This is a genomic window from Fundidesulfovibrio magnetotacticus, assembly GCF_013019105.1.
GTDB classification, from domain to species: Bacteria; Desulfobacterota; Desulfovibrionia; order Desulfovibrionales; family Desulfovibrionaceae; genus Fundidesulfovibrio; species Fundidesulfovibrio magnetotacticus.
The window spans coordinates 157,692-179,806 of sequence record NZ_BLTE01000001.1 but is presented as its reverse complement, the minus strand read 5'-3'; the positions used below and the strand labels follow the sequence as shown (position 1 = coordinate 179,806).

General features: G+C 63.8%; 29 protein-coding genes and 1 tRNA gene. 7 read left to right on the top strand and 23 right to left on the bottom strand.

The window, feature by feature from the left end; translation table 11 throughout:
- Nucleotides 1–30: 30 nt before the first annotated feature.
- Entirely contained in the window at nt 31–2,577 is a 2,547-nt protein-coding gene (locus NNJEOMEG_RS00865) for a fused MFS/spermidine synthase (RefSeq protein ID WP_173080386.1), read from the top strand.
- A 59-nt stretch (nt 2,578–2,636) separates the two neighbouring features.
- A tRNA-Thr gene (locus tag NNJEOMEG_RS00860) sits at nt 2,637–2,712 on the top strand.
- Nucleotides 2,713–3,051: 339 nt separating this feature from the next.
- Here the strand turns inward: NNJEOMEG_RS00860 and NNJEOMEG_RS00855 are convergent.
- Nucleotides 3,052–3,264: a hypothetical protein gene (locus NNJEOMEG_RS00855; RefSeq protein WP_173080385.1), complete on the bottom strand. Its 213-nt coding sequence runs from the start codon at nt 3,262–3,264 to the stop codon at nt 3,052–3,054.
- Between the two features lie 23 nt (nt 3,265–3,287).
- Here NNJEOMEG_RS00855 and NNJEOMEG_RS00850 point away from each other — a divergent pair, with 23 nt between their 5' ends.
- Together NNJEOMEG_RS00850 and NNJEOMEG_RS00845 are read left to right on the top strand one after the other, a co-directional pair.
- Entirely contained in the window at nt 3,288–3,848 is a 561-nt protein-coding gene (locus tag NNJEOMEG_RS00850; protein WP_173080384.1) for a hypothetical protein, read from the top strand.
- Nucleotides 3,849–4,365: 517 nt separating this feature from the next.
- Nucleotides 4,366–5,499, top strand: coding sequence for a PEP-CTERM sorting domain-containing protein (locus NNJEOMEG_RS00845; protein WP_173080383.1), 1,134 nt, complete (start codon nt 4,366–4,368; stop codon nt 5,497–5,499).
- Between the two features lie 431 nt (nt 5,500–5,930).
- On the opposite strand, the gene NNJEOMEG_RS00840 is transcribed toward NNJEOMEG_RS00845, so the two are convergent.
- The 14 genes from NNJEOMEG_RS00840 to NNJEOMEG_RS00775 form a co-directional block, all read right to left on the bottom strand.
- Nucleotides 5,931–6,113 carry a hypothetical protein gene (locus tag NNJEOMEG_RS00840; protein ID WP_173080381.1) on the bottom strand — a complete coding sequence of 61 codons (183 nt, stop codon included), beginning with the start codon at nt 6,111–6,113 and terminating at the stop codon, nt 5,931–5,933.
- Nucleotides 6,110–6,568: a DUF5681 domain-containing protein gene (locus NNJEOMEG_RS00835; protein ID WP_173080379.1), complete on the bottom strand. Its 459-nt coding sequence runs from the start codon at nt 6,566–6,568 to the stop codon at nt 6,110–6,112. Before NNJEOMEG_RS00835 ends, NNJEOMEG_RS00840 begins: the two co-directional genes overlap by 4 nt.
- Before the next feature lie 236 nt (nt 6,569–6,804).
- Nucleotides 6,805–7,152 carry a hypothetical protein gene (locus NNJEOMEG_RS00830; RefSeq protein WP_173080377.1) on the bottom strand — a complete coding sequence of 116 codons (348 nt, stop codon included), beginning with the start codon at nt 7,150–7,152 and terminating at the stop codon, nt 6,805–6,807.
- Entirely contained in the window at nt 7,149–7,613 is a 465-nt protein-coding gene (locus tag NNJEOMEG_RS00825; protein WP_173080375.1) for a DUF5681 domain-containing protein, read from the bottom strand. The genes NNJEOMEG_RS00830 and NNJEOMEG_RS00825 overlap by 4 nt, the downstream gene beginning before the upstream one ends.
- Complete coding sequence (locus NNJEOMEG_RS00820) at nt 7,606–8,142, bottom strand: ERCC4 domain-containing protein (protein ID WP_235956780.1); 537 nt, start codon at nt 8,140–8,142, stop codon at nt 7,606–7,608. The genes NNJEOMEG_RS00825 and NNJEOMEG_RS00820 overlap by 8 nt, the downstream gene beginning before the upstream one ends.
- Nucleotides 8,139–8,453, bottom strand: coding sequence for a hypothetical protein (locus NNJEOMEG_RS00815; RefSeq protein WP_173080373.1), 315 nt, complete (start codon nt 8,451–8,453; stop codon nt 8,139–8,141). The genes NNJEOMEG_RS00820 and NNJEOMEG_RS00815 overlap by 4 nt, the downstream gene beginning before the upstream one ends.
- Entirely contained in the window at nt 8,446–10,626 is a 2,181-nt protein-coding gene (locus NNJEOMEG_RS00810) for an AAA family ATPase (RefSeq protein WP_173080371.1), read from the bottom strand. Before NNJEOMEG_RS00810 ends, NNJEOMEG_RS00815 begins: the two co-directional genes overlap by 8 nt.
- The gene (locus NNJEOMEG_RS00805; RefSeq protein ID WP_173080369.1) at nt 10,623–10,868 is read right to left on the bottom strand and encodes a hypothetical protein; all 246 of its coding nucleotides are present in this window, start codon (nt 10,866–10,868) and stop codon (nt 10,623–10,625) included. Before NNJEOMEG_RS00805 ends, NNJEOMEG_RS00810 begins: the two co-directional genes overlap by 4 nt.
- Nucleotides 10,865–11,128, bottom strand: a complete 264-nt coding sequence (locus NNJEOMEG_RS00800; RefSeq protein ID WP_173080367.1) for a hypothetical protein — start codon at nt 11,126–11,128, stop codon at nt 10,865–10,867. The genes NNJEOMEG_RS00805 and NNJEOMEG_RS00800 overlap by 4 nt, the downstream gene beginning before the upstream one ends.
- Before the next feature lie 9 nt (nt 11,129–11,137).
- Nucleotides 11,138–11,383, bottom strand: coding sequence for a hypothetical protein (locus NNJEOMEG_RS00795; RefSeq protein ID WP_173080365.1), 246 nt, complete (start codon nt 11,381–11,383; stop codon nt 11,138–11,140).
- Nucleotides 11,384–11,527: 144 nt separating this feature from the next.
- Nucleotides 11,528–12,226 carry a helix-turn-helix domain-containing protein gene (locus NNJEOMEG_RS00790; protein WP_173080363.1) on the bottom strand — a complete coding sequence of 233 codons (699 nt, stop codon included), beginning with the start codon at nt 12,224–12,226 and terminating at the stop codon, nt 11,528–11,530.
- Nucleotides 12,227–12,479: 253 nt separating this feature from the next.
- Nucleotides 12,480–12,842 carry a helix-turn-helix domain-containing protein gene (locus NNJEOMEG_RS00785; RefSeq protein ID WP_173080361.1) on the bottom strand — a complete coding sequence of 121 codons (363 nt, stop codon included), beginning with the start codon at nt 12,840–12,842 and terminating at the stop codon, nt 12,480–12,482.
- A complete protein-coding gene (locus tag NNJEOMEG_RS00780; RefSeq protein WP_173080359.1) occupies nt 12,811–13,089 on the bottom strand; it encodes a cytotoxic translational repressor of toxin-antitoxin stability system in 279 nt (92 codons plus the stop codon). The genes NNJEOMEG_RS00785 and NNJEOMEG_RS00780 overlap by 32 nt, the downstream gene beginning before the upstream one ends.
- A 43-nt stretch (nt 13,090–13,132) precedes the next feature.
- Nucleotides 13,133–14,362 carry a tyrosine-type recombinase/integrase gene (locus tag NNJEOMEG_RS00775; RefSeq protein ID WP_173080357.1) on the bottom strand — a complete coding sequence of 410 codons (1,230 nt, stop codon included), beginning with the start codon at nt 14,360–14,362 and terminating at the stop codon, nt 13,133–13,135.
- A 738-nt stretch (nt 14,363–15,100) separates the two neighbouring features.
- Here NNJEOMEG_RS00775 and NNJEOMEG_RS20845 point away from each other — a divergent pair.
- The 3 genes from NNJEOMEG_RS20845 (at nt 15,101) to NNJEOMEG_RS00765 (ending at nt 16,711) form a co-directional block, all read left to right on the top strand.
- Nucleotides 15,101–15,235 (top strand): hypothetical protein, encoded by a 135-nt coding sequence (locus NNJEOMEG_RS20845; RefSeq protein ID WP_268885668.1) that lies wholly within the window; start codon nt 15,101–15,103, stop codon nt 15,233–15,235.
- Nucleotides 15,236–15,353: 118 nt separating this feature from the next.
- Nucleotides 15,354–16,193 carry a hypothetical protein gene (locus NNJEOMEG_RS00770; protein ID WP_173080355.1) on the top strand — a complete coding sequence of 280 codons (840 nt, stop codon included), beginning with the start codon at nt 15,354–15,356 and terminating at the stop codon, nt 16,191–16,193.
- Nucleotides 16,194–16,273: 80 nt separating this feature from the next.
- On the top strand, nt 16,274–16,711 hold the full coding sequence (locus NNJEOMEG_RS00765) for a phosphatase PAP2 family protein (protein ID WP_173080353.1): 438 nt from the start codon (nt 16,274–16,276) through the stop codon (nt 16,709–16,711).
- A gap of 247 nt (nt 16,712–16,958) precedes the next feature.
- Here NNJEOMEG_RS00765 and NNJEOMEG_RS00760 read toward each other — a convergent pair whose 3' ends face one another.
- The 8 genes from NNJEOMEG_RS00760 to NNJEOMEG_RS00725 form a co-directional block, all read right to left on the bottom strand.
- The gene (locus NNJEOMEG_RS00760; protein ID WP_173080351.1) at nt 16,959–17,357 is read right to left on the bottom strand and encodes a hypothetical protein; all 399 of its coding nucleotides are present in this window, start codon (nt 17,355–17,357) and stop codon (nt 16,959–16,961) included.
- 40 nt (nt 17,358–17,397) lie between these two features.
- The gene (locus NNJEOMEG_RS00755; protein ID WP_173080349.1) at nt 17,398–18,267 is read right to left on the bottom strand and encodes a hypothetical protein; all 870 of its coding nucleotides are present in this window, start codon (nt 18,265–18,267) and stop codon (nt 17,398–17,400) included.
- A 59-nt stretch (nt 18,268–18,326) separates the two neighbouring features.
- On the bottom strand, nt 18,327–18,542 hold the full coding sequence (locus tag NNJEOMEG_RS00750; protein WP_173080347.1) for a hypothetical protein: 216 nt from the start codon (nt 18,540–18,542) through the stop codon (nt 18,327–18,329).
- 9 nt (nt 18,543–18,551) lie between these two features.
- Complete coding sequence (locus tag NNJEOMEG_RS00745) at nt 18,552–18,926, bottom strand: hypothetical protein (protein ID WP_173080345.1); 375 nt, start codon at nt 18,924–18,926, stop codon at nt 18,552–18,554.
- Between the two features lie 186 nt (nt 18,927–19,112).
- Nucleotides 19,113–20,498: a sigma-54 interaction domain-containing protein gene (locus NNJEOMEG_RS00740; RefSeq protein WP_308464624.1), complete on the bottom strand. Its 1,386-nt coding sequence runs from the start codon at nt 20,496–20,498 to the stop codon at nt 19,113–19,115.
- Between the two features lie 150 nt (nt 20,499–20,648).
- Entirely contained in the window at nt 20,649–20,903 is a 255-nt protein-coding gene (locus tag NNJEOMEG_RS00735; protein WP_173080343.1) for a hypothetical protein, read from the bottom strand.
- A 96-nt stretch (nt 20,904–20,999) separates the two neighbouring features.
- Nucleotides 21,000–21,437, bottom strand: a complete 438-nt coding sequence (locus NNJEOMEG_RS00730) for a hypothetical protein (protein ID WP_173080341.1) — start codon at nt 21,435–21,437, stop codon at nt 21,000–21,002.
- Nucleotides 21,438–21,583: 146 nt separating this feature from the next.
- Nucleotides 21,584–21,790 (bottom strand): hypothetical protein, encoded by a 207-nt coding sequence (locus NNJEOMEG_RS00725; RefSeq protein WP_173080339.1) that lies wholly within the window; start codon nt 21,788–21,790, stop codon nt 21,584–21,586.
- Nucleotides 21,791–22,115 lie beyond the last annotated feature (325 nt).

Here is a 22,115-nt window from a genome sequence, read left to right as displayed (position 1 = left end):
GCTCCGCCGCGTCCGGTCGCGGTGCCCCCCGTGGTCTGCGCGCTGGTGTTCGCCACCGGCGCGGCCGCCATGATGGACCAGATTGTCTGGCAGCGTTACCTGGCCCGCCTCCTGGGCGGCGACGCCTCGGCAACGGCCGTGGTGCTGGCCGCCTTCCTGGGCGGGCTCTCCCTGGGTTACCGGGCCTTCGGCCGCCTGGCTCAGCGCGTGCGGAACCCCTACAAAGCCTACGCACTAGCAGAGGGCTTCATCGGGTTGTGGTGCCTGGCCTTTCCCGCCCTGTTCGCCGCCGTGGAGCAGGCCTCGGCCGGGTTGTCGCTCACGCCTCCCTGGGGCCTGGCCCTGCAAGGGCTCGCCCTGGCGGCGGTGCTGGTGGGGCCGCCCACGGTGTGCATGGGCGCCACCGCACCCTTGCTCACCCAGGCCCTCAGCCGCGACGTGGCGACCTCCGGTGCGGTGCATGCCAGGGTCTACGGCGTGAACACCGCCGGAGCCTTCCTGGGTGCGGTGGCCGCGGGGTATGTGGCCGTGCCCGAGCTGGGGCTGCCCGGCACGTTGGTCTTGGCCGCGTCGCTCAATCTGCTGGCCGCCGCGTGGTTCGCCCTGGCGCGCGACCCCGTTCAGGCCGGGACCGCCGCGAGCGTCGCCGCCTCTGCCTCCTCCGGTGGGCGCTCGCTGGACGAGGAGGGCGGCCCGGGAGCGGGGCCGCCGTCGCCGTCCTCTCCCGGGCGCGGCCTGGGGTTCGCCCTGATGGGGCTGGCGTTTCTCAACGGCTTCCAGTCCATGGGGCTGGAAAACGTGCTGGTGCGCTTCGTGGCCCTTTCGTCGGGCGGCTCGGCCTACGCCTTCACCATGGTGGTGGGGATGTTCGTGCTGGCCATCGCGGCGGGCGCGCTCCTCGCTGGCCGATTCGCCCGGCTGGGGACGCGCGCTGTCTGGCTCAACCAGATGGCCATCGCGGCCCTGCTGCTCCTGCTGTTTCCATCGCTGGACACCTGGCCTTACTGGGCGCACCGCCTGCGCCTGCTCTTCGCGCCGGACCTCGCCGGTTTCTGGGCCTGCCAGGCCGCCGGATTCGCAGCCCTTTCGCTGGCGGCGGGGGGGCCCGCCCTGCTCATCGGGGCGGCCGTGCCCCTGGTGTTCAACCGCCTGCGCAGCGATCTGGCCACGGTGGGCAGCCTTTCGGGGCGCATCCTTTGCGCAAACACGGTGGGCAACCTCACGGGGAGTCTCGCGGCGGGAATCCTCCTGCATCCGCTGTTGAACAACGGGCAGATCTATCTGCTTTGCGCCGTGCTGTCCCTGGCCGGGGCCTGGCTTGCCGCAAGGGAGCTGGGCCCGCGCACGCGGCTGACCACGGGCCTGGCCGCACTTGCCGCCCTCGCCCTGATCCCCGCCGCGCCGGGGTACGATGCCCAGCGCTTCATGATGGGCACGTTCCGTTTGCAAATGCCCCTGGCGTCCTCCTGTGTTTCGCCCAAGACGTTCTTTGATGAATTTCACGACGGCGTGGAGCGTCTCTTCCAGGAGGACGGTCCGGAAGGCACGGCGTCCGTGCTGCGCGCTCCTCGGCAAATCTGGCATTCCGAACAACCCCTTGCGGTGTTCGTCAACGGCAAGTCCGACTCCTCCACGGTGGCGGACATGTCCACTTTGCGCCTGCTGGCGCACATTCCGGCGCTTCTCGCACCCTCTCGCGGCCGGTCGCTGGTGATCGGCCTGGGCACGGGCGTGACCTCCGGGGAGCTTGCGCGGTATGCGGACGCGTCTTCCATCGAAACGGCGGAAATCTCCTCCTCGGTCATCAAGGCGCTTCCGCTTTTCGCAGCGTTCACCGGGGGCGTTCATAGGGAGCCCAGGCATCGCCTGCTGCACGGCGACGCCTTCCGCATCCTGGCGCGCTCCGCGGACCAGTGGGACCTGATCGTCTCCGAGCCGAGCAATCCCTGGGTTCTGGGCGTGGACGCTCTCTTTTCTAGGGAGTTCTACCGCCTGGCCGACCAGTGCCTGGCTCCGGGCGGAGTGTTCGCGCAGTGGGTCCACGTCCACGATGCCTCGGCCCAGGTGCTCGGGACCGTGATCTCCACCCTGCGGGAGCGGTTCCCCTGCGTTCGGGTGTTCATGACCCAGGCGAACGACCTGCTTCTCCTGGCTTCACGGGAGGATCTGGCCCCCGGGGTAACAGCGGCGGGAGCGCTGTGGGCGGCGTCGCCCGGCGTGCGCGCGTCGCTGGCGGAGGCGGGGATCTGCTCCCTGGAGGCGCTTCTGGGCCGGGAATTCCCGCTCCCCGCACTGACCGGGCCGGTGCAGACGCTCGACAAACCCATGCTGCATTACATTGCGGGCCGGAATTATTTCATGGGGGCGCGTGTCTCGGAGCGCCAGTTGCTGTCGGGCGCGCCGCTGAACGCCCAGGGGCTGCTCGAACGATACGTTTCGATCCGCCCGGAGGGCCGGCTGGAGCGCGCGGAAGCGTCGGCGATCCTGTCCTCGGCCGTGGACCGCCGGGGCGAAGAGGCGACACCCCTCCCCTTGGAAAAGCAGCTCGAGGAACGCCTGGAAACCATCATGCGCTGAAGACGTTCGATCCAGTTGACTTGGAGGCGTATTGCGCCTAATATGCCTTTTTGCCCGACGCCAGCGTAGCTCAGTTGGTAGAGCAGCTGATTCGTAATCAGCAGGTCAGGGGTTCGAGTCCCCTCGCTGGCTCCAGAGATGATAAGGGTTCCAGGGTTTCATGCCTTGGAGCCCTTTTTCGTTGGGCGCATTTTGTCCCCCACCTGTCCCCCAATCTCAGATTATACGGGGTGAAATCGGGTGAAACTTTTTCCGCCAATCCTCCTCCTGGTCTCCTGTCCACGAGTTTGTTTTGACCTACCTTCCCCTACCGCCGCCCCTCGCGCGTAGTGGTGACCTCTTGGTGTCGTTTCGCGGCCACGCCAACGGGGCGGGAAACGAGCAACGGCCCGCCTCCAGGTGAGAGACGGGCCGTCCGAGCGTTCGGTCAGCGTCGTTTTTACGCCGTGCCTGGATCGGCCAGTTTGGGCGCGGTCACGCCCTGGCCTTCTGCACACGTAGATGCTCTGGGAAGTCTTGGTCCGGGGCCGGGCCTTCGGGCATCTCGCGGATTGCCTTCCCGACGCGGCAAAGCTGTTCCTTGGCGTCTTTCAGGTAGCTGGCGGCGAAGTCCTCGAAATTCGTCAGGTTGAGGAACCGGGCCAAGGCCGTTGACCACCGCTTGGGCGTTGCGTATCTGGCTGGCATGGAGATAGACTCTGGAGGAGAAAATGCTTGCCCATGCTGTTCAGCAACGGCGTCCAGCCAGATTGAAGGCTGTTCACAATCGGCTAAAGCTACGTCATCTTCTGACCCCGGCCAAGGTTTGGCGCAGATCCTTAAACTCCATCCTCAAGGGTGATGACCCATGGTCACCCTTAACCCATGTAGCCAACACGGCCGGTACTGTGCCGCTCGGCTTCATGAGTCGAACGTTTCTCATTAGCTGGGCAAAACTCAAGAAGCAGTTAGGTGGTGGAAAGTTCTCCAACGGGAATGGACGTTTTGGTGTCGTCGGCCCAAGCGACGAACCATTCCTCTCACGGATTTTCGCCACAAAGGATCGCACCCGGCTCGTTTTAGTAGATCTTGCTGCAAGATCTCCCCAGGAGGCCCGTGCAGTTTTCGCTAAGTTAGCAACGCTTCAAACTGCCACCCTGGGTGGTCCTCCTCTGGCGAAATCCATGCGCTCGGCCATGAATCATTCCGTCGAAGTTTGGCGCGAGGTGGCTTCGGATGTGGCTGATGGAATTGGAGTGCAGTTGGCAACCCAAGAACCCAACAAGCCGTAAGCGAGGCGGGTATGCGCTATGTCGGTCCAATACTGGCAGCCGTCTGTGTGCTAGTGCTGATTAACTCGTTTCTTAATTCAATCGCGCATGAGCGGGGTGATCTATTTATCAGTTTGTCCACGCAAGATTGTTGGGAACGGGCTGGTCTTAAAGATGAACTACGGCACAGGTGCCTGGATCAGGAGTCCCGTTGGCAAAAACTCAACCGGCGCATGTCATGGTGGAAGTAGATTCGTGTTCCCAGTCTGCCCTCGTACGGACATGACGACCTCGCTGCCAACGTCAATCTGACCTGAACGGATCAAGCTTACCCAACCAAGGCCCCTCCCGGAAGCCGTCGCCCGACGATAACGTGTAAGCCTTGGAACGAAGGCTTACACTTGGCTGTCGCTTAAGTTTACGACTGGAACGGTCAATGCGCCCCGCGTGTTCGCAACCATATGATATCATTCACTATGACCGAGTGAACACATTTTGCATGATCGCTCCACATAACATTTCGTTTTAGGAGATCCCCATGCCTAGGCGTTCCCTAGATGCCGTGATCCTAATAATCCTGGTCGCATTACCGTCGATCGCCTTTGCAACCTCCAACTACACCGTACAGGATCTCGGACGAGGGTATGCCGTCAGCATTAACGATTCGGGGCGTGTGGTTGGGAGTCTAAATACAAGCCCAGGTAATTCTCCCCTCCCATTTGTATACAGCGGCGGCGTGTACTCAATCATAAGTGTTGGGGCAGGAGATTATTATGGCCAAGCAACATCTATTAATAATAGCGGGATTGTTTCCGGGAACTATGGAGTAATTGAAAACAACTCAGTCTCTGGGTATGGAAACTTTTTGTACAACTCAGCAACAGGAATATTGACCAATATAAATTTAAACGGTGTCAACACTTATTCAGACTCTCGGATTAATTCCGTCAATGACAGCGGACACTACACAGGTGCAATGCACTTTGAAAATAATCCTGTATACCAGATGCCATTTGTCAGCGATGGGTCTAGCTTCAAAATGTTAAGCACTCTTTCAGGATTTGGCGGAGAAGCATTCTCTATAAACAATAACGACGTTGCCGTTGGCATGATCGCAACAGAAGAAATAGTCGATGGGTGGCAACGCACTCGCGCCTTTGTCTATGACGGGACGACCTCAGAGTATTTAGCCTTACCAGGTCATAGTCGTGCGCTTGGTGTAAATGATGCGAACGTTATAGTTGGAAGATTTGGTGAAAAATTTGACGACAGGCTGCAGCATGGATTCATATATGGCAACGGGTCATATACAGATCTTGGTCTCGGAGTAGCACTTGGGGTTAACAATAAAAATTCAGTAGTTGGTACAAGCTTTATTCCTGGTGACTCATCAGCTTACCTCTATGAAGACAACACGATGTACAGCTTAATATCTTTGGTTACTGGCAAAAGCGAATTTATGTCACTCAACTGGGCCTTTGACATCAACGAACGTGGACAGATTGTCGGACAAGGGAGAACCATGAACGGCGAGTGGCATGCCTTCCTTGCAACGCCCGTTGAGGACCCAAATCCTACCGCCACCCCAGAACCATCCACCATGCTCCTCATGGGCATCGGTGCGGCTGGCGCGGCCTTCATGCGGCGGCGTAAGATGAAGCAAGCCAACTAGACTCACCCCCAGCGACTTCCCGGCCCGGCTGCTCACGTGAGTGGCTGGGCTTTTTTGCGCCCGTTGACGAACGCCAACACCTCGGCCATCCTCGCGCCATGTACCCAGCCTGCCCTCGATGCGGTCACGATGACATTGCCCCAACCGAACCCGCACGGGCCAGCCCTCCCGCTGGACGCCTTGCCGCTGCTTGACGCAATGGGACGCCGCTGGTGAGAGGTTGCCGAATCCCAAGCGAGGAGCCTGAGCCGCCTCCATGGTTCGCTGGACTCCCTGTTGCATAGCCGTGACGGTTGGAAGCGTTTCTTGGGTTCATCGGGACGCCCAGCTCCCACCCCGAGACGAGTACGCGAAGGCTCGGGGTGCGTAGGCCCGGACAGGCCATTACCCCTGCCGGGTTCACCTGGGCGACTAAACGATAAGGCCCCGGTTCATCCACACCAGGAGAGGCACAGCACTTCCCGGCCCGCGTCCTCCGGGTGCTCGCTCAAATACCGCCTCGCGGCCGCCTCCGCGTTCTCGTCAGGCTCGATCCAGATCAGGACGGGCTTGCGGTTGGCAGTGTTCTCTTCCAGCTTTTTGATACGCGCTCCGAATCTGTTCTTGGTGCTCATCTCGTACCTCCCATTTGACCTTCCAAAGTTGAAAGCCGTTTCTCAAAGTCCGCCGCCTCCAGGGCCTTGCGGTGGCCCTCCACGAGCCCGGTCAGGGCCTGGCCCTCGCTAGGGGTGATGTCGCCGCGCGCCACGGCCTCCAGGATCGTGGATGTGACCTTGGGCAGGTCCGCCGCGCCCTCGATCTTGGGAAGCCCCGCCAGGGTGACGGGTGAATCCTTCCGGGGCGGGCACAACCGGTCCAGCATGGCCTTGAGCACCGGGGCGTCACCGGCCAGGGCCATCTCAAGGGCTTTCGCCATCAAGGCGTCCGCTTGGCCGTCGATCAGGGCTTGCGCCGCCAGCGTGGCCCTGTTCCTGCTCCCCTGTGCCCTGCCCTTGGGATTCCCAGACTGGCCCGGCTTCCAGGCCGTGGCGGGCGGTTTACGTGCTGGTTTCAGTGCTTTGTCAGACATTCGCCATCCTCCTCATCTCCATTCGCGTATTGTTTGCGCTCATTTCGTCATGGCCGCGCCCTGGCCGTTCGCACGCCGCACTGAGTCTTTCACCTCCAGGATTGACTGTGGGGCATCCTGGCGCAATTCTCTGGCCTCCCGACAGGGGCAGGCCTCGCAGACCTCAGCACAACCCGGACGGCAGCCGCCGCAGCCGCCGCCCATGGGCTCGCCGTTTATGATCCAGCGCGCCGGGTTCATGCCGCGTCGTTCCCGACCGCATCGCTTCTTGGCGACTCCGGGAAGAGGCGCGCGATGCTGTCCGCCTGTCGGCGCACCACGTCAACAAGCTGCCTGGCAACCTCCTGTTCCTCGGGCGTCTTCGTTTCAGCTTCGGCCTCCAGCCTGGCGATGTGCGCTGCAAGGGCCTCGTCATGGGGAAGGCTCGGGTCATACCCGTTGGCGAGCATGGCGTCACGGAGGGCGGCGCGAAGCTCCTCGTGAGTCATTGCCCGCGCCTTGGCCTTGAACGCCTCCACGGGGTCGGAGAGGTCGCCCATGCGCTCCACGATCTTGCCGACGCGGTTCTTGAGGTTCGTGCTCATCGTGATCCTCCGTCTTTCAGGTTCGTCTCCAGGGCCGCAACCCTCGCTTCGAGTTCCGCTGTCTCCAGGGCCTTGCGGTGCCCTTCCACGAGCCCGGCAAGGGCCTGTCCCTCGCTGGGGGTGATGTCGCCTCGGGCCACGGCCTCCAGGATCGTAGCCGTCGCTTTGGGAAGGTCCGCCGCGCCCTCGATCTTGGGCAGCCCGGCCAAGGTGACGGGGGAGTCCTTTCGGGGCGGGGCCAAGCGTTCCAGGCACAGGCGAAGCGCCGTTATGTCGCCTTCCAGGGCCTTCTCCACTGCCTTGCGGGTCAGGGCCTCGGCTTCGCCATCCAGAAGCGCCAGCACGGCCATGGTGGCTTTGGCCCGGCACCCTTTGGGCTTGCCACTGGGGTTCCCCGACTGGCCCGGCTTGAACGCCGTCGCAGGGGCCTTCCTCTGCTTCTCTTTTGCTTTTTCAGACATGCTTCGCTTCCTGTCGCTTGGGCTTTTTCCCGCCTCTGCATCGCCCGATTTCCTCAAGCTCCGCCACGGCCTGAGCCTCATCCTGCCGGGCCTCGTGCTCGCGCTGGAACTTCTGGAGCATCCAGAACGTGACGTACTCCCCGCCGCGCCTGGAGCCCGCCCACACGAAGGGGCAGCCGTAGCGGACCTGGAAGGCCAGCACCGATTGGAGCGCCGCGTGGGGATTCATCCGGGACGTGAAACGCCCCCGGGCCACGTCCTCCATGGACGCCTCGACCACCACGGCAAAGCAGTCCAGGGCGCGGGCGCGCTCCAACTCGCGCTCGAAGCGTTCGCGGCCCGTCGTCAGACAGCCGATGAGGTCATCCAGGGACTTGCGCTCGATGGCGGCGCGGGATTCGTGCCCGGCAAGGCTGTAATCGCCAGTGGGGAGTCCGGCGCGGACGAGCTCCACTCCGGGGAAGCGCTCGAACCCGTAGGGGGCCTGTTCGCGGGTATCGACCACCAGGGACAGGGTCGCGGCGTTCATCGGCCCCCCCCGTAGCTGGACGCGAGGAAACAGGCCTGAAGATCCAGGGCCACCCCGGCAGGGCATGTCTTCGGGAGGTGCAACCCTCGCCATCCGGGCAGGACGTAGAACCCGTGGCGGAAGTGAGCGTTCTCCGCGCGCTCCAGGAAGTCCCGCGCGTCCATGGGGGGCAACACGGCCAGGTCATCGGGCCAGTCCCACACGTCGCGGGCCGCGTCCCACAGGAGGAGCGTGTCACGGGTCCAGGGGGGCGGGGCCAGGAGGAACCGATTACCCTTCGGAGTCTTCCAGGGGGTGAAGAGGTCAACCACGGGAGACCTCCTCGAAGGGGTTTTCAAGTTCTTTCCCTTCAGGACCATCGGCACGAGGCGTTACGGTACGGGGAGGCGTTACCATGTTACCCCCTCTAAAGAGGGGGGTAACGGTTGGTAACGCTTTCCCTTTTGTACCCGGCGTTACTTGGTAACGATTGGTAACGCTGGTAACGCTTTCAACGGGTGACCAAAGCCCATCCACTTCTTGGACAAGACGGGCCGCCTCAAGAGTCTTTCGGGCTTTGAAAAATGCCTGGCGTCTGGCGTTGGCGTTCTCGGAACTGGAAATTTCGTTCGCGTAGGCCGCCCGCTTCCAGTCGTCCGAACAAACTGGCCCGCCCGCCGCTTCACAGGCCTCTCGGAGGGCGTCCAGGGCAACCCGCTTGGCCCCGGACAGCTCGGCCCGGCGGTCCTCCTCGGGCATGTCCGTGAGGCGCAGGACGCAAGACGTGATCTCCTGGAGGTCTTCCGGATCGGTCCAGCCCGTGCCCACTTCTTCCGGCTCGAAGGCCAGGGGCTGGGGCGGTTCGTGGTCCTTGCTCTTGGAGCAGGAGAGAACCCGGACGCCATCCTTGGCCGTCAGGATGTACTCGAAATCCAGGGCCGCCCGGAGCACGGACGATCCGCGCCCGCGTCCCCTGTCCTGGAGGCCGCTGTGATGCACCACGTACACCGCGCAGCCGAAGCGGGCCTTCAGCGTGTCCAGGGCCGCGACGAAGGCGGTCATGTCCGCGCTGCTGTTCTCGTCTCCGGGCCCGAAGTTGCGGTTGAGCGTGTCCACCACCACGAACCGGGGCGGGCCGTGTTGCTCCGCAAGGGAGGCAACGGCGTCCGCCACCTCGCGCGCGTGGGCCGCGTCCAGGAGTTGCGCCGGGGCGCTTGAGACGAAGAACGGAACGGCGGCCGGGTCCGCCCCGTGGGCCGTGATCCACGCCTTGACCCGCTTGCCCAGGCCGTGGAAGCCCTCGCCCGCCAGGTAGAACACCGGGCCGGGGTTCGGGATGGCGTGGCCGTGCCATGGCGTGCCGGACGCGATGCAAAGCCCTAGGTCTATCGCCAGGAAGCTCTTCATGCTCCCAGGCTCACCGATGAGCGCCGCGAGGCATCCGGCCTCCAGGTGACCGCGCACGAGCCACTTCGTGGGCCTGGGGGCGCTCAGGAGGTCAGCCAGGGGCAGGAACCGGAAGGCCCGACCTTGGGCTTGCGCCTTGCCCGCCCGGATGTGCTCCTTGGCTCGCTCCGGGGGCCAGCCTTCGGCCTCCGCGTCGGCCAAGTCCCAGCCTTCGGCAACGCCGTCCGGCGGGGTGATGACCGACACCTCCCCGGCCCCGGCCTCCTTTAGCCTGGCGGCAACCGCCTGCGCAGCGTCCAGCCCCGGCTTGTCCGCATCGGGCCAGATGGCCACGCGACGGCCCTTCAGGGGCGTGAAGTCCGCCTTGCCCACGGCCTTGGAGCCTCCCGGCCAGGTCATGCACACGGCCCCGGGCAGGAGTCGCGCGGCGGCGTCCGCCGTTTTCTCTCCTTCCACCAGGAGGACCGGAGCGTCAGGCTTGGCCCCGGCTAGCCGATCCAGCGCGTAGAGCGGGCGCGGGTCCGCAAAGCTCTTGAAGCGCCAGGAGCGCCGTCCTTCCGGCCCTTGGCAGAAAGTGAACGGCACGACCTCCTTGCGCCCCTGCTCGGGCTCGAACCGGCACACGTAGCCCAGCACCCGGCCTTGATCGTCGCGATAGGTCCAATGCGCCACCGGCTGGCCGTGGCGGAAGTGGTTAAAGTCCGGCGCGGGGGCATCGTCGGGCACGGGCAGGATGGGCCGCCAGTCATCGGCGGGCTTGGGCTTGGCCTGCGCCTGCGGCCGGGGACAGGCCCCATTGCCTCCAGGATCAACGCCAAGCTCCCCGGCCAGCCTCCGGGCCGCTTCGCCCATCTTGAGGCCGTGCAGGGCCGCGAAGAGCGAAACAGGATCGGAGCCGCCCAAGTCCCCGGCGAAGTCGCGCCAAATGCCCGTGTTCAGGTTGACGCTCAGGGACCGGCCCGATTCACCCTGGAGGCTCCCGGCCACAAACTCGGGGCCGTTGATGTGGCCGCCGGGCAGCCACTGGCACAAGAGCCCCGGCAGGCAGGACAGCGCGGCGGCGTTGACGCGCTCGAAGTCGATCCGGGGGGCGGTCATCCTTCAGCCCCCTCCGACGCTTCGGCTTCCAGGAGGAACAGGGCCGCGTCCAGCTTGGCCGATGCCTGCCGGTCGAATGGGCGGTGAACGCACCGGGCGTAGTGCCTGTGCAACTGGCGCAGGTAGAACCGGCGCAGACGCTTGCCCAGCCAGGCGCGGACGTGTAGGTGGAGCCAACGCGCCTTTTTCTTCAGGTCCCCGACGCCCGGCACGGCGAAGGGGGCCTTTCCTTTGGCGCTCACTGGATCGGCTCCTTGCAGGGGGTCAGAACCCAGCGAAGCAGCTTGAGGCCGTCCCGGTATGCGGATTCGAGGCACAGGAGCGCCATTGTTTCGGCGTTGGACGCCTCGCCCTCGGTCCGCAACGCCTCGATGCGAGCGGCAAGCTCCTGACGGCCATGCAACAGCGGGTTAAGGTGGTGGACGATCAGCGCTTCGGCAGAGACGCGGGCCTGAAGGCTCACCTCCTGGTCACAGCGAGGGGGCGTGGTGCGCTTGCGCATGGCGGCCCCCTACGCGGCCCTGTTGACCGGTTTGGCCTTGGCGCGGGTCAGCTTGGCTTCGAGCCATGCGAGGAAGGCTTCGCGTTCGTACACGGCCCGGCGGCCCATGTAGAAGACGCCCGCAGGACCAGTACCCCGGCTGTCCTCATTGGCGAGGGTCCCGGCAGAGATGATTTCACCGGTCAGCTTGGGAACGGCAGTTCGGGCGAAGGTCGGTGGGAGTTCGGCGCGCAGACGATCGATGATGGGATTCATGGGCATTCTCCTTCGTGTATGAAGTTCTTGCCCAAAAGCTGAAAGTGCGTATTCCGTGCGTAATAAAAGAGGCCTGCAAACATGCAAGCCTCTTAAATTACAGGGCGAAAATAAATTTTCGCATGCGTGTTTCGTGCGGGTTGCCTATCCCCAGGGGGAATCCTCATCGGACATGTTTTCAAGGTGCCTCGGGTCCATGGACGTGGCCCGGCTCATGCTGATGGCAGCTTCCTTCAGTTTTTGTCTTCCTTGATAAGTATTTGCCCACGCGGTCAACACCATGGCATCGGATCGCCCTGGAAATCCTTCTGGAGCGTTCCGCCCCGCTTCCCATTCCTGGAATAGACGCACGCTCACTTGGCACAGAGCAGCAGCCTGTGCTTGTGTGACGGCTCCGCGTGTATGTTTTCGCTTTGCCTTGTGCTCGTGTTGAGGGGTGTCCTCGCAAGATTGGCCGGTTGATCGTTGTTCAGATTGAATTGTGGTGGCGTCTTTTGATGATGTGTTGAAGCCTGCAAATGATTCCATCTCTTTAGTCTTAAATTTGTATAAGCCTCTTCGCAGGTCACTGTAAAATCTGTCGTCGCAAAATTTGTAATATCGAGAAGAAGTGTCAGATAGGTAGCCCGTGTCGAGGATCTTTAGCATTCCTGATCCAAGAACTGTTGAGGCATATTCCGGTTCTTGTTCATAGGTGTCGAGAAGCCGAGGGTGTTCGACTACCCGCACACCATCTAGGTCATATACAGGAAGACCTTTGTAGATCAGCAGAACGGCCTCATTGATACTAATGTCGTATAGCTGTGTCGCGTAATTCGAAGACAACCATCTAGGCTTGAACATGCCCCCTCCCGGTTCTCCCTTTTGAAACCCCCGGCAGGGATGGAGGGAGGTCCACCCTTTTCGGGGCGGTTCATGAGGCCGCCTCTAGCCGGGGAAATCGTGGCTACTGGCCCGCTAGCACGCGCCGCACGGTGTTGGGCTTCCGGTCGATGGCAGCTGAGGTCAGCACCGGCCTGATAATCGGTAGGTCACAGGTTTGAATCCTGTCGGGCAAGCCTGTGATACCAACGGGTTGCCTCCCCGAGGAAAGCTCCTATGCCGTCAAAAACCGTTTCGGGTCCACGTTGAGGGCTTCCCCCAGCCTGCGGGCGTTCTGCTTCCCAATGGGCCGCTTGCCGTTCTCCATCTCGGAGATGTGCCTACGGGGAATGCCCGCTGCCTTGGACAAGGCCTCCTGGGTCAAGCCCTCGCGGTAGCGCGCCCCGGACAGGAACACGCCCGGCAACTCCTGGTCCTTGAAGGGGAAGGCCTCCCGCCAGGGGATGGAGTCAGCATCCTCCCGCACGGAGAAGCCAAGGGCCACGAGTCGCTTGACCGCCTCTTCCTTCATGGCGGCCGGGCCGGTGAAGCTCAGGACCACGTTGTCAGTAGGGGGCTTTTTCGTGTGTTCCAGCATAAGTCACCTCGATCAGGCGCACGTGCCCGGCGCGCTCCTCCCAGACGGCCACATAGGTGGGCCGTCCCTTCTTCAGGTGGCAGTGATGACGCCCCGCGCCCAGCTTAGAATAGTTGGGCCAGTTCCCGCGCACGGGGCCGCCGTCCTCCATGTCCTGCAAGAGGAGCACAAGGGCTTTCTGGACGGCGAGGGGCAGGCGTTTGATGCCCTTTTCGGCCTTCCCGGAGAGTTTCACCGTCCACGCCATGGAACACCTGTACTAATTTTTAGTGCATAGTCAAGGGGGCGGTTCATTCGGGGCCGCCGTTGATGCTCACCACCTTGCCGGGCTTCTTGCGCCGGACGGCCTCCAGGGTGTCCACGGCCTGGCGGAAGTGGTCCGGGGCCAGGTGGCTGTACCGTTCGGTCATGGCCATGGTGGAGTGCCCCAGGAGCCGTCCCACGGTGATGAGGGGCACGCCGTTCTGCACGAGCCAGCTCGCGCACGTGTGGCGCAGGGTGTGGAAGACCACCTTTTGCCGGGCGTCCTCGATCCCGGCGTTGAGCCCCAGGTCAGCCACGGTCCGGACGTAGGTTTTCGAGATGGCGGCCGCCTGCTCGCCACGTTCCGCAGGGAAAACGAGCTCGGCCGGCTTGGCTTCCCCTCGCCGCTCCTCCAGCATGGACCGGACTTCGGAGGTCATGGGCACTTGCCGGTTGCGTCCGCTCTTGGTGTCCTTGATGGTCAGGACGCCGTGTTCGAAATCCACGTCGGCCCACGTCAGGGCCAGGGCTTCCCCGGCCCGAAGTCCGGTGTTGAGGGAGAGCAGGGCGGTTCCCCAAACATCAAGCGAGCGAGCTTTCAGGGCGTCGAGTAGGGCGTCTGCCTCTTCATGGGTCAGGAAGCGCACGCGGCGGTTGTCCGCCTTGGGGGCCTTGACCTTCTGCACCGGGGAAGGGCCGGAATAAATGTCGTGCGCCTTGGCGAAGTTGAAGACCTGCCGGACAAGGGCGAGGGCATATTCCTGGCTCCGGGCGGATCGTCCGGCCGTACGCATCGTCTTCTTGATCTTCTCCAGGTGGAAGGGGGCCACGTCCTTGAGCGGAGCGCTGCCAATGGTGGGCTTGATCCAGGTTTCGAAGAGGGTCTTTTCAGTGCGGATGGAATTGGGCTTCTTGTTGCCCTGGGCGTGCTCCAGGTAGGTTCCCAGGAAGACCGCGCCGAAGGTCACGCCCTCGCGCTCTTGTTGGGCCTTGGCCTCTTCCTCGGCTTGCCGCTGTTCCAAGGCCTGTTCACGCCTTTCGGAAAGCGTGAAGGCTCCCTGGCCGGTTCTGTGTGCCTCCTTGAGCTTGGCCAACTCCAGGGCCGCTTTCTGTGCCGTCCACCCCTGGCTTGCCCATCCAAGGCCTTCTTCCCGGCGCTTGCCGTTCACGCGGTAGCGGATGGCGAAATACTGGTCAGGCCTGACACCGTGCTTGCGGGTCGGGTGCTCACGGTACCTGACGCCTTCGTGTTTGGTCTGGCCCCACTGGTGGCCCATGTTGCACCCTCCCTTCGCCCTGTCCCCCATCTGTCCCCCAAAATACGATGAAATGGGATGTTTTCTGGTGAAGTCCCGTGAAGAGATTTAGGCCTTGAAATGGCTGTAGTCAACGCTTTTTGCGAAGTCCCGTGATGTGGGGTGAAGCATAGATAGGCTGATTCGTAATCAGCAGGTCAGGGGTTCGAGTCCCCTCGCTGGCTCCACAAAGAATATCAATGGGTTGCAGGTGGATATTAGTCCCGCCAGCAACCCTTTCTTTTTGCCTCAAAACCGATCCAGTCCCGGAAAGGAAAATTTTCCCGGAATTTTTTGGAGGGGGCGGCCTTGTCTTTTGGCAATGCCGCCCCCTCCTGGGGCTCCTGCTTTACCGGTCCGCTTGGCGGTAACCGGTGTGGTCATGACCCGAGGAATCCTCGGCTTGATTCCATGCGTCCAATCCGCAAATGACCTGCTCGGCTCTTTTCGGACCACTCAATTCTTGATGGTGGCACCCGGGGGCTGGGCCAACGTCCGGTTTGCTGTTCCCTGACGCCAGGGGCACGGCTCACCGGCTCTCTTGGCTACCGTCCTGGATGCAGGGAATCCATGCTGCCGAATCATGCGAGTCTCTTTCATCGCGAAGAATAGATAGCCGATGATGGACTTTCGCAATAGTTTGCCAAGGGTCAAGCGCCTGGGGAATCCTTGCGGCAATGATTTCCTGGACTCGAAAATGCATTCATGCGAGTAGGGGGCATGAAAAAGCTCACGCCCTTGCGTTGCGCTCCTGTTTCGCGTGTCAGCAACAAGTGGCTATTTGCGTTGTTTGCGGTGGTTCTGGTTGCGACTGCCCTGAATTTTCTGTTTTTCCGCGACTGCGGCTGCTGGTGATGGCCCCCGGGCCTGCTTCCCGGCCGTCGCTGCGGACTGCGCGGCGCATCCATGGGATATGTGAAGCAGGTGGTTTCGTCTCTTGCAGTCGCAACACCCCGAGGCTGGCATGGGAAATATGGCCAAGGATGTGCTGAAGCTCGTCTCCGGCATGGGGGGCCTTTCCGCGTTGGGCGTCGGAGTGGGCCTGTCGTTCCTGAAGAATTGCCTGCGCAGGCCGGGGGTGCGGGCCTACGCCGACCATCTGCTCGGCAGGCTCGCGCCAGCCTGCGAAGGGGCTGCGCCCCTCCCGGTGCAGGCCGTCCAGACGGCCCGGGCCTTGGCGGAGCTCTTCCGCCGACACGGGCTCGTGCCGTGCCGCCTGGGCGTGGACGGGCCTCCGGGCAGCGGGAAAAGCAGCCTGGCCGCCGCTCTGGCGCAGGCGCTGTGCATGAACGCCATCTGCCTCGACCACCACGACCTCGACCGCCCGCTTGATTTCTCACGTCCGGGAGCTGTGTTTGAACATCACCGCCTGATCCGAACGCAGGACATCGACGCCTTCGACGCCGTCATCTACCTCGACGAGCCGGTCGCCGACTCCATGGAGCGGGTGCTCAGCCGAAAGCGGGGCGCGTATCTCCTCGAAATTCTCGACTTCGAACTGCTCAAGCGCATCGGAGACAGGGCTTTCGCCCTGGTCGGGGGCGATGCCGAGGTCGTGCAGGACCGCTGCCGGATCAAGCTCAGACCGCCCGGAGGGTTCCGCCACATGGAGAATATCCGCGGGGCCGTGGCCGCAAACGGGCTCGACTGGTCCGGGGCGTCGAAGGAACAGGCCCTGTTCCTGTGCGTGGAGGGCGTGCGGCGCGGCGGTTTCCCGTCGTATTTGAAGTATCATGCCTTCGACCGGGAACTGCTGGACGCGCTGACCGAGGCAGGCGTGTTCACCGGCAGGCCGGGCAGGGGGCGACGTTAGCCGTGCGGGGCGTCGCCGCCCTGGATGATGCGGTTCTGACCTTGCTCGATCGTTTGCGCCGCCCATGGCTGGACGCGGCCATGCGCTTCGCGAGCGTCGCAGGGTCCGCAAGCGTGTTCCTGCCCCTGTGCGCGACGCTTGCCCTGTTCGGCCGGGAGCATCTTGGCGAGGCGGCCCAGCGCTGTCTCGCGGGCGAGGCATGCATGCTGCCCGTCATCGTGGCCCTTCGCCGTCTTTTCAGGCGGGCGAGGCCTTCGCCCAGGAAGCCTCGGGCCTGGGCGGCCTGGGACCTGTACTCCTTTCCCTCGCACCACGCCGCCAGGGCCTGGATGGCTGCTGCCACTGCCGCAGCCTGCATCGACGGCGCGGCGCTCCCGGCGTATTTCCTGGCCGTTCTTGTCGGGATAAGCAGGGTCTATCTGCTCAGGCACCACTTCACGGATGTGCTCGCCGGAGCGGCCCTGGGGTTGGCGGCGGCGTCCGTGGTGGCCGCCGCGTTCATGCGGGTGCTGGGCTAGCGCCGCTGCGTCGGAACGAGCCCGCTTGCCAGGGGCGGCACTTGGGGCAGCCCCGAGAGCCGCAAGGAGCGTCCATACCCTTCTTGAATCCCGGCGTCTTCGGCCGCGCAGATCAGAACAGCTTGCGAAAGAGCAGGTATGCCACCACGGCGGCAGCCAGGATGAGCATCACATGCATGGGAACCTCCCGGTTGCGTTTTCCCGAAGGATGGGGGCGTGCGTCGAGACGTCCTACGCCCAAGGACCCTCACAGGGGAGGGCAGGGGAATTCCCCTTCGTCGTCAAACCCGTGCCGCGGAGCAACCGAAGTGCCTTTCGCGCTGCTGCGCGCCGGGCGTTTTTTGAGCGTCATACCGGTCACGCCGCCTGCCGCGCCTGCGCCGGTGACCAGCTTGGCCGAAGCCGCCGTGCCGCACAGCGCCTTGACCCCTGCCAGACAGGCCACCGAGAGGCCCACCACGGAGGTCAGCACGCCCGCGCACACTCCGGCCACGAACGTCGTTCCGCTGACGTAACGGCCTTTGACGGGGCGCGGCGCGCGCGCACATTCGCCCGACTGTTTCTGGAGGTGCTTGCGGTGCAGGGCGCAAATCTCGGGACTGTATCCCTGGTACGCGCAACTCTTGCAGATGGAAGGATATTTCATGTACGTCTTTGATTGGAAGGGTGAAAGGGAAGGGCGAGCCTCAAGGGAGGGCCCGCCAGCCGGTGGAGGCGCCCGGAGTCGCGGCGGATTGGCCGCCAGCAGGCGTCCGCCCCGCCTGATGCGGCACGGCCCCCGGATGGCTGGTCTGGCTGCGCCAGGCGGCGGGGGCCGTTCCGGCTGCCCCTGCGGGATGTTCCGGCGCGCCTGCGGCGACCCAGTCGAGAATGGTTGATGCGTCCGCTCCGGCGAACTGGGCCATGGGACCTTGGATCATGGCTTCGAGCATGCCGCTTTGCGCATAGGCGTTCAGGTTGTCGTAATCCATTAGGTTGCGCACGGCCCCACCGTGGCAGGAGGAACAGTCCGCAAGGATGATGTCCCGGATGGTGGGGTCGTAGTAGACTTTGCTCGCGGCAGCCGTTTTCAGGCCAAGGTTGCCGGGCAGGGGAACCCAGCCCGGCTTGCGGCGCATCGCCGCCGCCAGCTCCGCTTGCGGCGTGCTGTCGCCCACGTTCGACGACATCATGAGCGAAATGGACATGAGCGCGCCCGAAACGATCAGGAAGACAAGCAGGAAGGAGTTGCTGAAGAACGACATCGGCCTGCGGCCTCGAACATGCTGCGCCACGCGGCTTTCCTTTACGCATGCGCGGGCCATTACGGCTCGCGGCTGGTGTGTCGACGCAGGGCGCGTCGCCTTTTCGCTCTGGTCGGCCCCGGGGCCGCCATCCTTGGCCGCATGCGCGATCGTTTGCACCGGGGCGGCCGATTTTCCATCACGGCAGGGCTCAGACGGCCAACTGGCCGTCTGCGGCTGCTGATAAAGTCGGCTTTGCGGCTTTTTCAGCAGCCCTGCGCGAAGCGCAGCCTGGAGCAGGGCGGCTTTGCCGCCCGTAAGCGTATCCCACAAACCCCGCTTCGGGGTTTGTCATCAAGTTCAGACGGCCAACTGGCCGTCTAGGGGCGGGCTCAGCCCCCCGTGAACGCTGCCTGGGCGGCATCCAGCATGGTTTCCCTGGCGTTCTGGCCCATGGCCTGTCCGCCAGGGGCGGGCTTGGCGGTTTTCCCGTTCTGAGTGGCGTCGATCATGGTCTCCTGGGCGTTCTGGCCCAGTTGGGGAGCGGGCGAAGCAGCCGCGACCTGCCGGAAGGAGTTTGGGGTCGTCTGGCCCGACGGGCCAGTCATGCCGCCTCCTCAGCCGCCTGCGAACGCCGCAGGGGTAGCCCCCGCAACCACGGCGCCGCGAAACTGCATGGCCTCCCCGCCGACGGGGCAGCGCGGCAATCCGGCCGCGTCGAAGCGGGGCATGCCCACGGCGCCGTGCACGGGGCACACGTACTGGCCCGTGCCTGCGGCAGGCGCGGGCGCGCGGACCGGCACGGAAGCCGCCGCGGTCAGGATGCGCCCGGCCACGGCCATTTCTCCGTTCCAATGCTTGTAGCCGTAGACGGCCCAGTAGATTCCGGTCGCAGTCAGGGCCGCCCCGGCTGCCGCAAGAAAGAAATACAGAAGCGGCTTCGCCCTGATTCCTGATGCGCCCTCGAACATCCTCCACGATTCGCCCAGCATGATGCCCAAATCCTGTCGTTGTGGTTGACGGAGCCGGAGAGTTCCGTCGCCTGCGCAGTTGCGAGGCGAATTCATCCTAATGCATGGATTGGGCCAGGTCGTCCTGCTTGGAATTAGAGGGGGTTGGCGCTTGATGGGCGGATTGGTGGCGCGTAATACGTCCAGTCTGATGCGCTGGCGGGCGCGTTATGCGCCTTGAGGTGGGGCCTGTTCGTCTCCGAGAATCCTGCGAAGGGTGTCCTTGCTGATGCCGAGTTCGCGGCATGCCGCCATCTTGCGTCCACCGTTGCGCTTGATGCTTTGCAGCGCGGCCTGGCGCTTGATCTCCCGCAGGGTCATGCCGGGGCGGGTCAGCGTCGGCTGCTGCGGGTCGGGATGGAGATACTCCGGCAGATGCTCGACCTGGATGAATCCCTTGTGCTGCAGAAGCGTGGCGTATTCCAGGATGTTGCGCAGTTCCCTGACGTTGCCGGGATAGTTGTGGCGCAACAGCAGGAAGGTGACGTCTTCCGAGAGCCCCTCCACCTGGCTGGCCTGGACGGCGTTGAAGTGTTCGATGAAATGTCTGGCCAGCAAGGGGATGTCTTCAGGGCGTTCGCGCAGGGACGGCAGCGCGATTCTCGCCACGTTGAGCCTGTAGAAGAGATCCTGGCGGAACTGGCCCGCGGCGGCCATGGCTTCGAGGTCAAGGTTCGTAGCAGCGATGACCCGCACGTCCACTGCAACGGCGTTGGACGAGCCCAGGGGCTCCACGATCATGTCCTGCAGCACGCGCAACAGCTTCACCTGCAGGCGGTAGGGCAGGTCGCCCAGTTCGTCGAGCAGGATCGTTCCCTTGTGGGCGGCCTGGAATTTCCCCTTGTGATCGGTTTTGGCGTCGGTGAAGGCGCCCTTCTTGTAGCCGAACAGCTCAGATTCCATGAGCGTTTCGGGCAGCGCGCCGCAGTTGACGGTGACGAAAGGCCCGTTCTTGCGGGGGCTCATGTTGTGGATGGCCCTGGCGACCAACTCCTTTCCCGTGCCGGATTCACCAAGCAGCAGCACCGAGGTCCGGCTTGCGGCGATGCGCGGAAGGATGTCCAGCACGCGGGTCATGCCCCGGCTGCGGGTGATGATGTCCTCCAGGGTGCGCTCTCCCTGCAACTGGCGGCGCATGAGCGAGATGTCCGAAAGGTCGCGGAACGTTTCGACGCCGCCGATGAGACGTCCGTCCTTGTCTCTGAGGGGCGAGGCGCTGATGGACAGCGGGATGCGCTTCCCGTCCGGCCCGACGATGTGGATGGATTTGTTGGTCATGGAGAGGTTCTGCTCCATGCACGTCTTGAGGGCGCAAGCTCCGTCGCAAATGGAGGAGTGGAACACGTCGCGGCATTTGCGTCCGACCGCCTGCTCGACCGGTATGCCGGTGATGTTCGCCGCAGCGCGGTTGAAGAAGGTGATGGTCCAGTCCTTGTCGACGGTGAAAACCCCGTCGGCAAGGCTGTCCATGATTGAGTCGCAATGGATGTGGCCGGGAAAGGTCATGGTGTATTCCTTGATGGGAGCGAGCATGCGCCCTGGGGTAGGTAGCATGAATGCGCCGTCCAACGGAATACGGCGCGGGGAAGCGGCAAACCGTACTGAAGCGGGCGGAATTGCTGGGGGCGTGCACGGCGCGCGACGCGGCCCCCCCGGGCAGGGAGGCCGCGACGTGCAGGAGGGATGGGGCGGGTGCGCCAGGGGTCAGGCGCAGTTCTTCTTGTGGGGCTTGTAGAGTGAGACGTGCCAGAGGCTCAGCGCCACGAAGGCCAAGCCCAGGGCTGTGTGGACCTTCAGGGCGCGGCTTCCGCCGAAGCCCGTCAGGGCGAGCGCGCCCAGGCCCACGCCCAGGGCGGTCTTGGCGACCGAGCGCCATTGCCTTCGGGTGACGCCCCGGGGCTGGACCGCCTGCTCGGGGAGCGCGGTGGTCCGGGGTGCGGATTCCGGGCGTGAAACCACCGGCGCGAGGTCCAGCGGCGCGTACCGGCGGGCCGCGGGAAGAGCCCCCGTCGGCCTTTCGAGAACGTGAAGCGATGCCATGTGCTTGCGGATCCTCTACAACGGCGTGGCGAAACCGGCCAGGGCCAGGCCTTTGGATACGATGGGCACGGAAACGTGGTCCGCGAGCGCTCCGACGATGCCTCCGGGGAGAGCCGCGCCCAGGGTGCGCCCCAGGGCCATGGCCGCGCCGCGCGTGGCGGGGTGGGCAAGCACCACCGCCGCGCCGATGGCCAGGGACACTCCCAGGGCGATACTGCGCCGCCTGGCGCTGCGCCCGTTCCTGATTCTGAGGGCGGCCTGGAAGACCTCCCGGGCCTGGTCGGTCGGGCCCGCTTCCGCCTCGCGCCGCAGGGAGGCCCGCTGGCGAATCTGCTCCTTGCGGGCTTCGTAGGAGGCCATGTCGAAGCGGTGGACCGGGGCGTTGGGGGGCATATGTTGGAAGGCGGCGGCCGGGTTGTCCAGGCCAGGGGGGTAAGAGCCTTGAAGAAACATCAGGAACCTCCGGGATGGAAATTCTCCCCGATGGGGATGGCCGCCTTCTAGTGGGATTGAGAATCAATGTCAATATCATTTAGGGGAAACACCACCCCCTTTGTCTGAAAAGGTGTTTTGCCCGGGGAAATCAGGAGTGTCGGGCGTCAGTCACGGCGTGACGCCGCGAATCGCCAGACGGCCAGGCCGGTCGCGGCCACAAGGCTCCAGGGAACGGCCGCTCCGATGGCTCCCGCGACGGCCAGGACGCTTCCCGTCTTGATGGCGGCGGGGGCAACCTTGAGAAGGATGACGAGGCCCAGGCAGCTTTCGACGCCAAGAAACGCCAGAAATGGAAGGGTGTTTGTTTTCATGGAGCTACCATAGGCATCCTGGGCGGGAAGGCAAGCGTACGCCGCCGGGGAAGTTCGGGTTGTGCATGAAGCGTGTTGCGGCAACTGCGCCAGGCAGGCATGTCGCCCGCCTTGATGCGGAGATGTGCTGGAGAATGGTCAGATGGTTCCGGCATGAAGCATGGTAATCAGACCAAAGCGCATTGTCACGCCCTGGCGAAACACTACGTCGTGAGGGCGCAAGGCAAAAAGCGCATGCCGGCACGTCTAGTCCAGCGCTTTGCCCGGCGTGCGCATTCTTGACTGCTGGAGAAAATTAGGTAATGAAAAAAGAAAAATAGCACGA

Coding starts and splice junctions, on each gene's coding strand:
- NNJEOMEG_RS00725 (WP_173080339.1), bottom strand. CDS start 21,790: ATGAAAACAAACACCCTTCCATTTCTGGCGTTTCTTGGCGTCGAAAGC.
- NNJEOMEG_RS20845 (WP_268885668.1), top strand. CDS start 15,101: ATGAAAAAGCTCACGCCCTTGCGTTGCGCTCCTGTTTCGCGTGTCAGC.
- NNJEOMEG_RS00760 (WP_173080351.1), bottom strand. CDS start 17,357: ATGAAATATCCTTCCATCTGCAAGAGTTGCGCGTACCAGGGATACAGT.
- NNJEOMEG_RS00850 (WP_173080384.1), top strand. CDS start 3,288: ATGCTTGCCCATGCTGTTCAGCAACGGCGTCCAGCCAGATTGAAGGCT.
- NNJEOMEG_RS00745 (WP_173080345.1), bottom strand. CDS start 18,926: ATGCTGGGCGAATCGTGGAGGATGTTCGAGGGCGCATCAGGAATCAGG.
- NNJEOMEG_RS00765 (WP_173080353.1), top strand. CDS start 16,274: ATGCGCTTCGCGAGCGTCGCAGGGTCCGCAAGCGTGTTCCTGCCCCTG.
- NNJEOMEG_RS00830 (WP_173080377.1), bottom strand. CDS start 7,152: ATGAGCACGAACCTCAAGAACCGCGTCGGCAAGATCGTGGAGCGCATG.
- NNJEOMEG_RS00825 (WP_173080375.1), bottom strand. CDS start 7,613: ATGTCTGAAAAAGCAAAAGAGAAGCAGAGGAAGGCCCCTGCGACGGCG.
- NNJEOMEG_RS00775 (WP_173080357.1), bottom strand. CDS start 14,362: ATGGGCCACCAGTGGGGCCAGACCAAACACGAAGGCGTCAGGTACCGT.
- NNJEOMEG_RS00795 (WP_173080365.1), bottom strand. CDS start 11,383: ATGAATCCCATCATCGATCGTCTGCGCGCCGAACTCCCACCGACCTTC.
- NNJEOMEG_RS00790 (WP_173080363.1), bottom strand. CDS start 12,226: ATGTTCAAGCCTAGATGGTTGTCTTCGAATTACGCGACACAGCTATAC.
- NNJEOMEG_RS00785 (WP_173080361.1), bottom strand. CDS start 12,842: ATGCTGGAACACACGAAAAAGCCCCCTACTGACAACGTGGTCCTGAGC.
- NNJEOMEG_RS00730 (WP_173080341.1), bottom strand. CDS start 21,437: ATGTTTCTTCAAGGCTCTTACCCCCCTGGCCTGGACAACCCGGCCGCC.
- NNJEOMEG_RS00845 (WP_173080383.1), top strand. CDS start 4,366: ATGCCTAGGCGTTCCCTAGATGCCGTGATCCTAATAATCCTGGTCGCA.
- NNJEOMEG_RS00840 (WP_173080381.1), bottom strand. CDS start 6,113: ATGAGCACCAAGAACAGATTCGGAGCGCGTATCAAAAAGCTGGAAGAG.
- NNJEOMEG_RS00810 (WP_173080371.1), bottom strand. CDS start 10,626: ATGACCGCCCCCCGGATCGACTTCGAGCGCGTCAACGCCGCCGCGCTG.
- NNJEOMEG_RS00770 (WP_173080355.1), top strand. CDS start 15,354: ATGGCCAAGGATGTGCTGAAGCTCGTCTCCGGCATGGGGGGCCTTTCC.
- NNJEOMEG_RS00740 (WP_308464624.1), bottom strand. CDS start 20,498: ATGCTACCTACCCCAGGGCGCATGCTCGCTCCCATCAAGGAATACACC.
- NNJEOMEG_RS00750 (WP_173080347.1), bottom strand. CDS start 18,542: ATGACTGGCCCGTCGGGCCAGACGACCCCAAACTCCTTCCGGCAGGTC.
- NNJEOMEG_RS00820 (WP_235956780.1), bottom strand. CDS start 8,142: ATGAACGCCGCGACCCTGTCCCTGGTGGTCGATACCCGCGAACAGGCC.
- NNJEOMEG_RS00835 (WP_173080379.1), bottom strand. CDS start 6,568: ATGTCTGACAAAGCACTGAAACCAGCACGTAAACCGCCCGCCACGGCC.
- NNJEOMEG_RS00780 (WP_173080359.1), bottom strand. CDS start 13,089: ATGGCGTGGACGGTGAAACTCTCCGGGAAGGCCGAAAAGGGCATCAAA.
- NNJEOMEG_RS00855 (WP_173080385.1), bottom strand. CDS start 3,264: ATGCCAGCCAGATACGCAACGCCCAAGCGGTGGTCAACGGCCTTGGCC.
- NNJEOMEG_RS00800 (WP_173080367.1), bottom strand. CDS start 11,128: ATGCGCAAGCGCACCACGCCCCCTCGCTGTGACCAGGAGGTGAGCCTT.